Origin of the sequence: Caulobacter radicis (assembly GCF_003094615.1) — a bacterium.
GTDB classification, from domain to species: Bacteria; Pseudomonadota; Alphaproteobacteria; order Caulobacterales; family Caulobacteraceae; genus Caulobacter; species Caulobacter radicis.
Genome location: NZ_QDKO01000043.1, coordinates 112772 through 126257, shown reverse-complemented (window position 1 = coordinate 126257; position 13486 = coordinate 112772). Strand labels below are relative to the sequence as shown.

The window sequence follows — 13486 nt, the reverse complement described above, 5'->3', positions numbered from 1 at the left end:
GTCCAGCGTCGTGTTGCCGGTGTTGGCCACGGTGATGACGTAGCTGATCTGTTCTCCAGCCGCGTCCGCGGTTCCTCCCGGGACGGTGGCGTCCTTGGTGATGTTCAGGCTTGGCCGGGGCGCGACCGGGACGCTGGCGTCATCGGTGTCCGGGCCGGTCTGGTTGGAGTCGGCCGTGGCCGTGTTCTCCAGGGCGCCGTCGCCGCCGCCGTTGGAGTCCAGCTCGGCTTGGGTGACGGTGTGGGTGGCGGTGTAGCCCCACACCTCGCCCACTTCGAGCAGGCCGTCGTTGTCGCCGCTGATGTCGGCGCCGCGGACCAGGGATCCGGCGTCGGCATAGGGGTCGGTCACCGTCACGCCGTCCAGCGTGGTGTTGCCGGTGTTGGTGACGCTGATCGTGTAGCTGATCAGTTCGCCAGCCGCATCGGCCGTGCCGCCGGGCACCGTCGCATCCTTGACGATGTTCAGGCTGGGCCGGCGATCGACGGGCACGCTGGCGTCGTCGGTGTCGGGCCCGGTCTGGTTGGAGTCGGCGGTGGCGGTGTTTTCCAGGGCGCCGTTGCCGTCGCCGTTGGAGTCGATCTCGCCTTGCGTGACCGTATGCTTGGCCGTGTAGCCCCAGGTTTCACCGACCTCCAGCAGGCCGTCATTGTCGCCCACCACGTCGGCGCCTCGGACGATCGAGCCGGCGTCGGCATAGGGGTCCGTCACCGTCACGCCGTCCAGCGTCGTGTTGCCGGTGTTGGCCACGGTGATGACGTAGCTGATCTGTTCTCCGGCCGCGTCCGCGGTTCCTCCCGGGACGGTGGCGTCCTTGGTGATGTTCAGGCTCGGGCGGCGATCGACGGGCACGCTGGCGTCGTCGGTGTCCGGCCCGGTCTGGTTGGAGTCGGCCGTGGCCGTGTTCTCCAGGGCGCCGTTGCCGTCGCCGTTGGAGTCGATCTCGCCTTGCGTGACGGTGTGCTTGGCGGTGTAGCTCCACACCTCGCCCACTTCCAGCAGGGCGTCGTTGTCGCCAACCGTGTCGGCGCCGCGGACCAGGGATCCGGCGTCGGCATAGGGGTCGGTGACGGAGACGCCGTCCAGCATCACGTTGCCGGTGTTGGCGACGCTGATGGTGTAGCTGATCTGCTCGCCGGCCGCATCCGCCGTGCCGCCTGGAACACTGGCGTCCTTGGTGATGTTTAGCGCCGGATTGCGGGTCAGGGTCACGCTTTCGGGGTCGGTGTCCGACGCCGTCAGGCCGCTGGCTGACACGCCCGTGGCCGTGCCGGTGTTGGTGTAGCCGCCGGCCTCGATCTCGGCCTGGCTGAACATGTGCAGCAGGCTGCCCGTGGCCGAGGCTCCGACCGCGAGGTCGTCGGCCTGGCCGTCGCCGTCCTGGTCGGTCAGGCCGGCCAGGGTGATCGGGATGTCGTCGGCGGTGTTTCCAGGCGTGCCGTTGTCATCCATCAGGGTGACGTTCAGCAGCTTGATCGTGCCGGTGTTGGTGACCGTGAAGTTGAACACCTGGGTGTCGCCGGCGTCATCGCCGTTGCCGTCACCATCGGTGCGCGTGCCGGCCGTCTTGATCACGTCGACCTGAGGCGGGATCGGCTGGTTGCCGATCTGCACGTTGTAGGTGATGGCCTCGGCAAGAGTGACCGTCTCGAAGGCGCCCGTGGTCTGGGTCCAGCCTTCCTGCAGCACCTCGTCGACCTGCACCGTGCCGAGCGACAGCGGCAGGCCGCCGATCGTGAAGGAGCCGTCGGCCTTGGTGACCGTCGAGCGCTCGCCGGAGTCGAGCACGCCGTTCTTGTTCTCGTCGACGAAGATCGTCCAGCCACCGAGGCCCGTCTCGCCGGCGTCCTTGACCCCGTCGCCGTCGGTGTCGAGGAACTTCACGCCGCTGATGATGGCGGCCTTTTCGGTATTGAACTCCTCGAAGCCGTCGTCGGCGCCGTAGGCCGTGCCCGGCCGCCCGAACTCGGCGTACATCGTGATGTAGGCGGTGCTCAGGTCGGCGGCGCCGAACAGCGAGACCGGCACGTAGAAGACATAGTCGTCATTGCCGCTGCCCGACGAGTGGGCGTCCATCAGCAGCGTCCTGTCGCCGCCGGCGTCGAGGTCGAAGACCTTGGTGAAGTCGGCGTCCAGCTCCTGGGTGCCGGCGACATAGTCCGCGCCCACCGCAGGAGCCGACGAGTAGTAGATCTTCATCGCGTTCAGCGCGGTGAGCGGGTTCTCGTTGGTCTCGTTCAGATCCAGCCGGAACTCGAGGTACTGCACGCCGTCGATCACCCGGATGGGGATCTGGTTGAAGGTCAGGCTGCTGGTCTTGGCCGCGTTGGTGTTCAGCACGCCGTTGGCGTCGGTGTTGAAGCCGTTCTCGTTGCCGTCATTGTCGCCCATGGCGAGGAACGGGTCGTAATTGCCGGTGCCCGAACCGATCGCGTCGCCGCGTGTGATGATCACGCCGTTTACGGTCGTCGAACTGCCTGGTGCGGTGATGTCGATGTCGGCCATGACTTGCTCCCGAGCGCTCCGCGCGCATGCCCTCTGGGCTCGTCCGCGCGATCCAAAACGAAAGCCTCGATCACAACGTCGACGGGGGAGACGGATGCCGGGTCCAGGGTCGGCGTCGGAGGCGTGCGCGGAGATCCGTGAAGTTCGTGGCCGCCAGTCGGGACGTGGCTTTTCGCCCTTCCCGCCGCCGATCAAAGATTTTCATGGAGCGCGAGGCGCCTACGCGAAGCGAAACAGCGGCTAGCGATCTGCCTAGTTCAGCTTTGCGTCAATCATCCAGCCTTAGCAATGACAAGTCGTCATGCAGAATGCATTATGGTGAATGCTTCAATGGCGGCCACAATTGCGCGCTACGAAGTCAGTCGCCAGGATGCACTATACTTTCGCAAGGGTGGAGAGTTCTGAAAACTCGCCGCTATCAGAAGCGACCACGCAAGGTGACCCTGACGACCCTTCCGATGGCGTCCTGGTCGTCGCGGCCGTAGCCCGGCGCAAGGCGACCATCGCCGAGCCTGGCCTGGAGGCGGGCGTCCAGCAGGTTCTCGATTTCCAGCCCCAGGCGCAGTCCGGAAATACGCGACGCGGACGCGCCGGGCTCGGCGGCAGCGGCCGGTTTTCCCGCCGGCGCGGCGAACGTGTAGCCCAGTTTCAGGTCGATCCTGGCGAGGTCGGAGACCAGAAGGTCGCTCGGGCCATCGGCGCCGGTGTCGCGACGGGTGCGATAGCCCTGCCGCCACCGCGCGCTGGCGTTCAGCGTCCATTTGTCGCGGCGGGCGTCGAGGGTGGCCGAGACCTCGTTGCGCGGCGATCCGCCGCCGTCGCCCGCCAGGTGGTCCATGACGGGATAGCCCGCGCGGATGACAGTGACCTTCTTCAGTTGCAGCGTGTGGTTCAGCGACGCCCTGAGAGTCGTGGCGGCCGGCGACGCCGTCTTGCCGCCGAAAGGAAGATTGAAGGTCAGGCCCGACGCCAGGGTGTCCGATCGCGATGAGAGCAGGTTTATCGAGCGCTGGTCGATGCCGATCAGTCGCCCATCGGCGTCCCGCTGGAACCGTTCGGGAAAGGCCGCCTCCAGCGTCGGGGTCACGGCCGGCAGGCCGCCGATGCCGTCGCGGCTGTCGGAGGTGCGGTAGTTGACGTTCCCCGCCAGACGCCAGGGCGTGACCGGGCCGACCGTGAGGCTCACGGCGATCCGCTCGGTGGTCTGTCCCTTCAGGGCGGGATTGCCGCCGTAGAGCGGCAGGACCTCGACGGATTGACCGGTGACGAAATCGAACACCACGACGGGCTCGCCGTAGAAGGGCGCGTCGAACAGTTGCTGGTCTGACGGCGCGTCGTAGGACCGCGCCCAGGAGCCGTTCAGCCTCAAGACCTTGACCGGCGCCCACGACAGGGCGCCGGTCACACCCCCTCCCCCGCCTGACCCGGTCTGCCGGCGCAGGCTGCCGCTGAGGTTCAGGGAGGCGCTGCCAAGATTGACCGGACCGACCTCCTCGCCCGCCTGCGGGGCGCGCAGCAGAGGGATCGACAATCCGCCGCGCACGTCGGCGCTGTCGACCGTGCGCTCGGTGGTCGTTCCAGCGAGGGTGGAGGAGGAACTGGCGCGCGAGACGCGGCCGCCGAGGTCCATCGTCAGCCGACCGGCGGGCAGGGTCAGAAGGGGGCGGTCGGCCGACAGGTTGAGGGCGATGATCCGGTTGTCCGACTTCAGATCGGTCAGTCCTTCCTGGCTGCCCCGGGAGAGCTGACCGTCCAGGCCGGCCCGAACCGACCAGCCCTTGAGCTCGCCGTTGGCGCCGGCGCTCACGGTGAGGCCGCGCTGTTGGCCCCGCAGGCGGGCCAACGCGTCCTCGCGCCGCGAGACGGAGTCGTCGCGCTGGGCCCGGGCGCTGGCGCTGAACGCGCCCTGCCACTCTCCCAGCCGGCGGTTGACCGACATGTTGGCCGTCACCGATGTGCTCTCGGGCTTGAGCGTGGCGCCCCGCGCGTCGGGATGGTCGCGCAGATAGTCTGGGCGCTCGTCGGCGCGCAGCGAGGTGTTCTGGGTAAGCCGGCCGCCCAACTGGCTGGTGTTCTCGTTGGCGATCGCGGAGCGGCGGGCGTCGAGCATCAGCGTCGAGCGCCCCCCGGCCGTCGGACGGGCCAGCACCGCCTGGCCGTCGCGACTCTGGAACTTGCGCTTGAGGACGATGTTGACCACCCGGCGGCCCGGATCGGCGCCATAGAGCCCCGCGGCCTGCTCCGGCAACAGCTCCACCCGCGAAAGGGCGTCGGGCGGAAAGGTCATGTAGTCGCCGGCGTTCTGCACCCGGCGGCCGTTGACGATCACCACGGGCGGGTCGGTCATGCCGTAGGCCGAGCTGATGCGGTCCAGCGCCTCGCCTATGTCGTAGGCGCCGAGGGCCTCGATGTCGTCGGGGGAGAGTTCGGTCTCGGGCGGCGTCTTGGCCGCGCCACGCCTAGCCTGCACCTCGACGCCGGACAGCCGGACGGCCGCGTCGTCGCCCTCCTCGACCGCGGCGCTTGCCGCGGCGGCGGCCTGCGGCGCGTCGGCAGGCAAGGCGGACATGAGAAGCAGCCAATACATCGAGCGCATCCAGCCGCATCACAGCCGCGAGTTGCAAGCCTCTTATGCACTTCGTTGTAAATAAAAGCGGGGCCGTATTGTGGCCTTACGTGATCCGGCGCTTCTCCAGCTTCCGCGCCAGGGTGCGGCGGTGCATGCCCAGCCGCCGGGCGGTCTCGGAGATGTTGAAGTCGGTCTCGACCAGGGTCTGGTGGATCCGCTCCCATTCCAGGTTCTTGATCGAGGTGGCGCGCTCGCCGATCACCGCGCCGGCGTCGCCCTCGCGCTTGTGGAAGGCGGCTTCGATGTCGTCGGTGTTCGAGGGCTTGGCCAGGTAGTGGCAGGCGCCCAGCTTGATGGCCTCGACGGCCGTGGCGATGCTGGCGAAGCCGGTCAGCACCACGATCAGCATCTCCGGGTCGCGCGCGATCAGCGCCTGAACGCAGGCCAGGCCAGACTCGCCGGCCAGCTTCAGGTCGACCACGGCGTAGCGCGGCGTGAAGGTCTCCAGCGCCACCAGGGCCTCGTCAAGGCCATGCACGTGCACCACCTGGTAACCCCGGCGCTCGAACGACTTCTTGAGCGTGGCGGCGAACTTCTCGTCGTCCTCGACGATGATCAGCTTGCGTTCAGCGGGCATGACGCCTCCCGATCTGCAGCGACGCCAGGGGCAGGCTGAGGACCACGCGCGCGCCGCCCTCGGGACGGTTGGCCGCGACGACCTCCCCGCCCAGCTTGCGCAGCACGTTGACCACCAGGAAGAGGCCCAGGCCGCCCCCTGCCCTGCCCTTGGTCGAATTGTAGGGCGTGCCGAGGTTCTCCAGGGTCTCGGCCGTGAAGCCCGGCCCCTGGTCCTCGACCGTGACGACGATCCAGCCGTCGGCGACGTGCGCGCTCATCCGCACCGCGTGGGGCGAGGCGTCGCGCGCGTTGTCGAGCACGTTGTGGATCACCTGCTTGAGCGTGGATTCCGCGACGATCGGCACGACGCCGGAAAGGTCCGGCGCATAGGTCAGCACCTCGCCGTCGCGGGTGGCGCGCCACTCGTCGACCACCTCGTCGAGGAAGGCCCGCAGGGTGCTGGCGCGCACCTCGCCGCTGCGCGCTTCGCCGGCCGACAGCAGGACGCCGGTGACGATGTCCTTGCAGCGCTTGACCTCGCCGCGCATGTCCTCGAGCTCCTGGGCCAGCTCCGGGTGCTTGGCGAACACCTTCATGCGCCGCCAGTCGCCCAGGATGACGTCCAGCGTCGCCAGCGGCGTGCCCAGCTCGTGCGCGGCGCCCGAGGCCAGAAGGCCCATGCGGACGATATGGGTCTCCTCGGCCGCCCGCTGGCGCAGTTCGGCCAGGTGAGCGTCGTGGCGGCGCAGGTTGCTGTTGATGCGCGAGACGAAGGTCACCAGCAGCACCGCGTCCAGCACCACGCCCATCATCATCCCCATGATGAACAGGCCGAAGAACGCCTGGTCGCTGAGGCCGGTGGCGATCACCGGGCGGTTGGCGGCCACCAGCAGCAGGAAGCAGAAGCTGGTCAGGAACACGATCGCCCAGGTCGCCCAGACCTCGAGCAGCACCACGCCGAGGATCACGTGCAGCAGGTACAGGGTCGTGAACGGGTTGGTCGCCCCGCCGCTGAAATAGAGCTGGGCCGTCAGGGCCAGGGAGTCCAGCGCCAGGGCCAGGAAGAGGTCGTAGGGGCCGATCGGCCTGGCGCTCTTCAGGCGCAGCAGGCTGAACAGGTTCAGCACCACCAGCGCCGCCAGCACCAGCATCATCGCCGCCAGCGGCAGGTGGAAGCCCAGGCTGAAATGCACCGCCAGGATCGTGACCACCTGGCCGACCACGGCGATCCAGCGCAGGTGGATCAGCTGCAGCATGTTCTGGCGGGCGATGGCGTCGGCCGGGCCCGCCGCGTTGTCCGCGGCCCGCGCCCCCGAAAGCCAGCCCGACATGCCGGCGATCAGGATGCGGGCGGTCGGCGTCATGGGGTCTCTTTAACCCGGTTCCGGCGCGCGTCGAGCAGAACATAGACGGCCGCCCCGCCGGTCAGCAGCGCCAGCCCGAACCAGGTGAGCATGTAGACGAGGTGGCTGTTGGCGAACTTCACCACGGTCAGGCCGCCGATGGGCCAGCCGCCGGGATTGGGCGTGGCGTCGGCGTCGACGAAATAGGGCGCCAGGTTCGAAAGCCCCCTCGCCTGCCCGATCGCCGCGACGTCGCGCGAGTACCAGCGGTTCTCGGCGGGCGTGTTGCTGCGCAGGAAGCCGCCGCGCGGCTCGGTCTGGCGCAGCAGGCCGACGACAGTGACCGCACCTTCGACCTGGGCGGCCAGGCGCGCGCCCGGCGCGCGGCGCTCGGCCGGGACGAAGCCGCGATTGACCAGGACGTCGAAACCCTGGTCGGTATGGAGGGGTGTCATGACCCAGAATCCGGGGCCTTCGGTCGTCACGGCCTGGACCAGGGTCTCGCGGTCGTGGGCGAAGCGCCCGGTCAGGCGCAGGCGGCGATAGCCGTCGCTGGCCTGGGAGATGCCCGCCCAGCGGCCTGGACCAGGCGGCGGGGCGGGCTCTGCGTGGATGCGCTGCTCGACCCGGGCGATCAGGTCGAGCTTCCAGGCCCTGCGCTGGACCTGCCAGCCGCCGAGCGCCAGGAAGATCGCCGTGAAGGCCAGGCAGAGCCCGACCAGGGCGATCGTCCGGGCGGCTCGGCCGCCGGACTTCGTCACGGAACTTCCCGCATGTCGTGCGGCATCGGGGCCATCATGTGGGTGTCGAGGTTGTGCATCACCCACAGCGAACCGGCCAGCGTGACGACCACCACGATCAGGGTGAACACCAGGGCCAGCATGGTCCAGCCGCCTTCCGAACGCGAGTTCATGTGCAGGAAGTAGATCATGTGGACGATGACCTGGATGGCGGCCAGGCCCATGACCGCCACGGCGGTCATCTGGTGGCTGGGCAGCACGTCGGCCATGACCAGCCAGAACGGGATGGCGGTGAGGATCACCGCCAGCACGAAGCCGATCACATAGTCCTTCAGCGAACCGTGGGCGCCGCCTTCATCGTGGCCATGCCCATGGTCATTGTGCTCATGCGCGTGGTGCGCGTCGTGGCTGGCCGCGCTCATTTCAGGACTCCGAGCAGGTAGACGAACGAGAAGACGCCGATCCAGATGACGTCGAGGAAGTGCCAGAACATCGACAGGCACATCAGGCGACGCTTCATCTCGACGCCGAGGCCGCGCTTGGCGACCTGGACCATCAGAGTGACCAGCCAGATGGTGCCGAAGGTCACGTGCAGGCCGTGGGTGCCGACCAGCACGAAGAACGACGACAGGAACGCGCTGCGCTGCGGACCGGCGCCCTCATGGATGAGGTGGTTGAACTCGTACAGTTCCAGCGACAGGAACCCGAGACCCAGCAGACCGGTCACGGCCAGCCAGGCCAGGGTCGGCTTCACCTTCTTGGCCTGGGCCGAGATCATGGCGAAGCCGTAGGTGATCGACGAGAACAGCAGTAGCGCGGTGTTGACCGCCACGATGGGCAGATCGAACAGATCCGCCCCCGAGGGGCCGGCCGCGTAGTTGCGGCCGAGCACGGCGTAACAGGCGAAGAGGACCGCGAAGATCAGGCAGTCGCTCATCAGGTAGATCCAGAACCCCAGCAGGGTCCCGTTCTCCGGATGGTGGTCCTCGGTGAGGTAGAAGCGGTCCTTGTCCGCTTCGGTCAGGGCTTGGGCGTGGGCCATGGGTTACGCGAGGCTCCGCAGGGCTTCGGTACGGGCGTCCTCGACACGGACGACCTCCTCGGCCGGAATGTAGTAGTCACGCTTGAAGTTGAAGGTGTGGATGATCGCCGAGGCCACGAGGGCCACGAACGAGATCACCGCCAGCCACCAGATCTGCCAGATCATCGCGAAGCCGACGACCACCGAGATCCCGGCCAGGACGACGCCCGCGCCAGTGTTCTTCGGCATGTGGATCGGGATGAACCCGGTCGTCGGGCGGACATAGCCGCGCTGCTTCATGTCGTGCCAGGCGTCGATCTCGTGGACGACGGGCGTGAACGCGAAGTTGTAGGCCGGCGGCGGCGACGAGGTCGACCACTCCAGCGTACGGCCGCCCCAGGGGTCGCCCGTCTTGTCGGCGTACTGCTCGCGCTTCATGAAGCCGACGACCATCTGCATCACGAACGAGATGATGCCGAACAGGATCAGCACGGCGCCGAAGGCCGAGATCACGAACCAGATCTGCAGGCTGTGGTCTTCGAAGTGGCTGACGCGACGGGTCACGCCCATCAGGCCCAGCACGTAGAGCGGCATGAAGGCGAAGAAGAAGCCGATCTGCCAGAACCAGAACGACAGCTTGCCCCAGAACGGATCCAGCTTGAAGCCGAAGGCTTTCGGGAACCAGTAAACGATGCCGGCGAACATGCCGAACACCACGCCGCCGATGATCACGTTGTGGAAGTGGGCGATCAGGAACAGCGAGTTGTGCAGGACGAAGTCGGCGGGCGGGACGGCCAGCAGGACGCCGGTCATGCCGCCGATGACGAAGGTGACCATGAAGCCGACGGTCCACATCATCGGCACTTCGAAGCGGATGCGGCCGCGGTACATCGTGAACAGCCAGTTGAAGATCTTCGCCCCTGTCGGGATCGAGATGATCATGGTCGTGATCCCGAAGAACGAGTTCACGCTGGCGCCCGAGCCCATGGTGAAGAAGTGGTGCAGCCACACGATGTACGACAGGATCGTGATGACGACCGTGGCGTAGACCATCGAGCTGTAGCCGAACAGGCGCTTGCTGCAGAAGGTCGAGACGACTTCCGAGAACACGCCGAAGGCCGGCAGCACCAGGATGTAGACCTCGGGGTGACCCCAGATCCAGATGAGGTTCACGTACATCATCGGGTTGCCGCCGAAGTCGTTCGTGAAGAAGTTGGTGCCGAGGTAGCGGTCAGACGACAGCAGGGCCAGGACGGCGGTCAGGATCGGGAAGCTGGCGACGATCAGGACGTTGCTGCACAGCGAGGTCCAGGTGAACACCGGCATCTTCATCAGGCTCATGCCCGGGGCGCGCATCTTCACGATCGTGACGATCAGGTTGATGCCCGACAGGGTGGTGCCGACGCCCGCGATCTGCAGTGACCAGATGTAGTAATCGACCCCTACGTCTGGACTGTACGCCAATCCCGAGAGCGGCGGATAGGCCAGCCAGCCGGTGCGGGCGAACTCGCCGACGAACAGCGACAGCATCACCGTGATCGCGCCGCCGACCGTCATCCAGAAGCTGAAATTGTTCAGGAACGGGAAGGCCACGTCGCGGGCGCCGATCTGCAGCGGCACGACGAGGTTCATCAGGCCGGTGATCAGCGGCATCGCCACGAAGAAGATCATGATCACGCCGTGGGCGGTGAAGACCTGGTCGTAGTGGTGCGGCGGCAGGTAGCCGGCCGCGTCGCCGAAGGCGATGGCCTGCTGGGCGCGCATCATCAGGGCGTCGGCGAAGCCGCGCAGCAGCATGATGATGGCCAGGATGATGTACATCACCCCGATCTTCTTGTGGTCGACGCTGGTCAGCCACTCACGCCACAGGTAGCCCCAGACCTTGAAGTAGGTCAGGGCGGCCAGGACGGTGATCCCCCCCAGGGCGACCATGGCGAACGTGCCGATCAGGATCGGTTCGTGAAGGGGAATGGCGTCCCATGTGAGACGGCCGAAGATCGTTTTTACGAGGTCCGGGGACATGAATGATCTCTAGGCTTGATCAGCGCGCTTCGGCGGGCGCGGACTTGGGGGCGCAGAGCGCGGCGATGAACGAGCGGATGCCGCCCTCCCCGCGCCGGGTCCGCTTGTCGTATTCGAGCGTGGTGACGTTGTAGACGCCCTCCATGCCCAGGCCGCCCGACTTGTCGATGGCCATCATGTCGTGCTGGCACATCTTGCCCGGCTCGACGCAGCGGTTGACCGCCTTGTCGAACAGGCCGGCCTCGACCGAGGCGAAGCGCTGGGGCGGAACCTTCTCGCTGGGCTTCTCGAGCACCAGGTAGCGGGTCCCGTCGAGGCGGTCGTTGCTCTTGCGGACGTCTTCAGCCCACTTCTGGAATTCCGCGTTGCTCATGCCGTGGAACTTGAAGCGCATGTGCGAGAAGCCCTCGCCGCTGTAGTTGGCCGAGAAGCCGTCATAGACGCCCGGCTTGTTGATCACGGCGTGCAGCTTGGTGCGCATGCCCGGCATGGCGTAGATCTGGCCGGCCAGGGCGGGCACGTAGAACGAGTTCATCACCGACGAGGCGGTCAGGTCGAAGTCGATCGGGGTGTCGACCGGCGCGGCCAGTTCGTTGACCGTGGCGATGCCGAGCTCGGGGTAGATGAACATCCACTTCCAGTCCAGGGCGACGACCTGCACCTTCAGCGGCTTGACGCCTTCGGCCGAGCGGCCCGGCGCCAGGCGGTCGAGCGGACGGTACGGGTCCAGCAGGTGGGTGCTGGTCCAGGTCACCGCGCCCAGGATCATGATGATCACCAGCGGGGCGGCCCAGATCACGATCTCGAGCTTGGTCGAGTGGTGCCAGTCGGGATCGTACTTGGCCGCCTTGTTCGACTGCCGGTACTTCCAGGCGAAGAACAGGGTGAGGAAGATCACCGGCACGATGATGATCAGCATCAGCACGGTGGACAGGATGATCAGGTCGCGCTGCTGCGCGGCGATATCACCCGACGGATTCATCACCACCCAGTCGCAGCCGCTCAGCAGGAGCAGCACGGGCAACAGGGCGAGCTTCTTAAAGGAACTCGGTGTCATGAGGGACCTGGACTACGGACGTTGGCGGCGCCGTTAAGCCAGTCCGCCAGTGCGTGACATTGGACCATTTGTCCTAGGGGCAGCCTTAGCACACGAAGCCGTGTTCTCCGAGCGGAGCCGAAGAGGCCTCAAGACGTTTGCCAGAAAGGGGCAGTTGGTCTCATGCTCGGACTCAAGACCGTCGAAAAGGCGGCTTGAAAAGAGTTTGGGACGAAAACAACAGGAACAAGGCGCGTAGCTGCATGAACCAGGATTTCGCAATTCCGACGTCATCGGGCCTAGAGCGCGACGCACGGCGATTGCATGCCGATCACAAGGGTGTCCGCCCCGGCGAGATCGCCATCGGCGTGATCATCGGGCGGACCTCGGAATTCTTCGACTTTTTCGTCTACGCCATCGCTTCGGTGCTGGTGTTCCCGCAGCTCTTCTTCCCCTTTGTCGACCGATTGACGGGGGTGCTGTGCTCCTTCGCCATCTTCTCGCTGGCCTTCGTGGCCCGACCGATCGGCTCGGCGATCTTCGGGGCCATCGACCGCAACTACGGTCGCGGCGTGAAGCTGACCATCGCCCTCTTCCTGCTCGGCGGCTCGACCGCGGCCATCAGCTTCCTGCCGGGCTACGCCGTGGCCGGTCCGCTGGCCATCTGGGCGCTGGCGGCCTTCCGCATCGGCCAGGGCCTGGCGCTGGCCGGCGCCTGGGACGGCATGGCCTCGCTGCTGGCGCTGAACGCGCCCGAAAAGAAGCGCGGCTGGTACGCCATGATCCCGCAGTTGGGCGCGCCCTTCGGCTTCATGCTGGCCAGCGGCCTCTTCGCCTACTTCGTCGCCAGCCTGGGCTCGGCCGACTTCCTCGACTGGGGCTGGCGCTATCCGTTCTTCGCGGCCTTCGCCATCAACGTCGTGGCCCTGTTCGCCCGCCTGCGCATCGTCGCCACCGAGGAGTTCGGCAAGCTGTTCGAGAAGGGCCAGCTCAGCCCCGTGCCAATCACCAGCCTGCTGAAGGCCCAGGGCGGCAACGTGCTGATCGGCGCCTTCGCGCCGCTGGCCACCTTCGCCATGTTCCACCTGGTCACCGTCTTCCCGCTGTCGTGGGTCAGCCTGCACGACGACGGCGGCGAGGCGCTGAACTTCCTGCGGATCGAACTGGCCGGCGCCCTCGTGGGCGTGGTGGGCATCATGGTCTCGGGCTGGATCGCCGACCGCATCAGCCGCCAGAACCAGCTGGCCCTGTCGGCGGTGCTGATCGGCATCTTCAGCCTGGCCGCGCCCTGGCTGCTCGACGCCGGCAGCGTGGGCCAGACGATCTACGTGGTGGCGGGTTTCGCGATCCTGGGCCTGTCGTTCGGCCAGGCCTCCGGCGCGGTCAGCTCGGGCTTCCTGCGCCACTACCGCTACACCGGCTCGGCCGTGGTCTCCGACCTGTCGTGGCTGGTCGGCGCCGGTTTCGCGCCCCTGGCCGCCCTGGCCCTGGCCAGCTTCTGGGGCTTGCCGGCCATCGGCCTCTACCTGGCCTCGGGCGCCGTGGCGACCCTGATCGCCCTCAGCCTGGATCGCCGCCGCCGCTTGCGCGCCAAGGCCAAGGCCGGCGCCTGATCAATACCGTCTCCCCGCG

General features: G+C 67.1%; 10 protein-coding genes. 1 reads left to right on the top strand and 9 read right to left on the bottom strand.

Annotation, left to right across the window (positions count from 1 at the left end; genetic code table 11):
• From DDF62_RS23255 to cyoA, 9 genes are all read right to left on the bottom strand, one after another.
• The coding region (locus DDF62_RS23255) for a DUF7507 domain-containing protein (protein ID WP_116491320.1) at positions 1–2505 on the bottom strand (2505 nt) is incomplete at its 3' end.
• Positions 2506–2923: 418 nt separating this feature from the next.
• Entirely contained in the window at positions 2924–5074 is a 2151-nt protein-coding gene (locus tag DDF62_RS23250) for a TonB-dependent receptor domain-containing protein (protein ID WP_133244981.1), read from the bottom strand.
• Between the two features lie 103 nt (positions 5075–5177).
• Complete coding sequence (locus DDF62_RS23245; protein ID WP_116491318.1) at positions 5178–5711, bottom strand: response regulator transcription factor; 534 nt, start codon at positions 5709–5711, stop codon at positions 5178–5180.
• Positions 5701–7056: an ATP-binding protein gene (locus DDF62_RS23240; RefSeq protein WP_116491317.1), complete on the bottom strand. Its 1356-nt coding sequence runs from the start codon at positions 7054–7056 to the stop codon at positions 5701–5703. The genes DDF62_RS23245 and DDF62_RS23240 overlap by 11 nt, the downstream gene beginning before the upstream one ends.
• A complete protein-coding gene (locus DDF62_RS23235; RefSeq protein ID WP_208866926.1) occupies positions 7053–7796 on the bottom strand; it encodes an SURF1 family protein in 744 nt (247 codons plus the stop codon). Before DDF62_RS23235 ends, DDF62_RS23240 begins: the two co-directional genes overlap by 4 nt.
• Positions 7793–8197 (bottom strand): cytochrome o ubiquinol oxidase subunit IV, encoded by a 405-nt coding sequence (gene cyoD, locus DDF62_RS23230; protein ID WP_116491316.1) that lies wholly within the window; start codon positions 8195–8197, stop codon positions 7793–7795. The genes DDF62_RS23235 and cyoD overlap by 4 nt, the downstream gene beginning before the upstream one ends.
• A complete protein-coding gene (gene cyoC, locus DDF62_RS23225) occupies positions 8194–8817 on the bottom strand; it encodes a cytochrome o ubiquinol oxidase subunit III (protein WP_116491315.1) in 624 nt (207 codons plus the stop codon). The genes cyoD and cyoC overlap by 4 nt, the downstream gene beginning before the upstream one ends.
• A gap of 3 nt (positions 8818–8820) precedes the next feature.
• Positions 8821–10818, bottom strand: a complete 1998-nt coding sequence (gene cyoB, locus DDF62_RS23220; protein ID WP_116491314.1) for a cytochrome o ubiquinol oxidase subunit I — start codon at positions 10816–10818, stop codon at positions 8821–8823.
• Between the two features lie 19 nt (positions 10819–10837).
• A complete protein-coding gene (gene cyoA / locus DDF62_RS23215; RefSeq protein ID WP_116491313.1) occupies positions 10838–11875 on the bottom strand; it encodes a ubiquinol oxidase subunit II in 1038 nt (345 codons plus the stop codon).
• A 242-nt stretch (positions 11876–12117) separates the two neighbouring features.
• Here cyoA and DDF62_RS23210 point away from each other — a divergent pair, with 242 nt between their 5' ends.
• Positions 12118–13467 (top strand): MFS transporter, encoded by a 1350-nt coding sequence (locus tag DDF62_RS23210; protein WP_116491312.1) that lies wholly within the window; start codon positions 12118–12120, stop codon positions 13465–13467.
• Positions 13468–13486: the final 19 nt, after the last annotated feature.

Bases quoted from the DNA above. Each gene is read 5' to 3' on its own strand.
- DDF62_RS23250 (WP_133244981.1), bottom strand. From the start codon at position 5,074: ATGTCCGCCTTGCCTGCCGACGCGCCGCAGGCCGCCGCCGCGGCAAGC.
- DDF62_RS23245 (WP_116491318.1), bottom strand. From the start codon at position 5,711: ATGCCCGCTGAACGCAAGCTGATCATCGTCGAGGACGACGAGAAGTTC.
- DDF62_RS23240 (WP_116491317.1), bottom strand. From the start codon at position 7,056: ATGACGCCGACCGCCCGCATCCTGATCGCCGGCATGTCGGGCTGGCTT.
- cyoD (WP_116491316.1), bottom strand. From the start codon at position 8,197: ATGAGCGCGGCCAGCCACGACGCGCACCACGCGCATGAGCACAATGAC.
- cyoC (WP_116491315.1), bottom strand. From the start codon at position 8,817: ATGGCCCACGCCCAAGCCCTGACCGAAGCGGACAAGGACCGCTTCTAC.
- cyoB (WP_116491314.1), bottom strand. From the start codon at position 10,818: ATGTCCCCGGACCTCGTAAAAACGATCTTCGGCCGTCTCACATGGGAC.
- cyoA (WP_116491313.1), bottom strand. From the start codon at position 11,875: ATGACACCGAGTTCCTTTAAGAAGCTCGCCCTGTTGCCCGTGCTGCTC.
- DDF62_RS23210 (WP_116491312.1), top strand. From the start codon at position 12,118: ATGAACCAGGATTTCGCAATTCCGACGTCATCGGGCCTAGAGCGCGAC.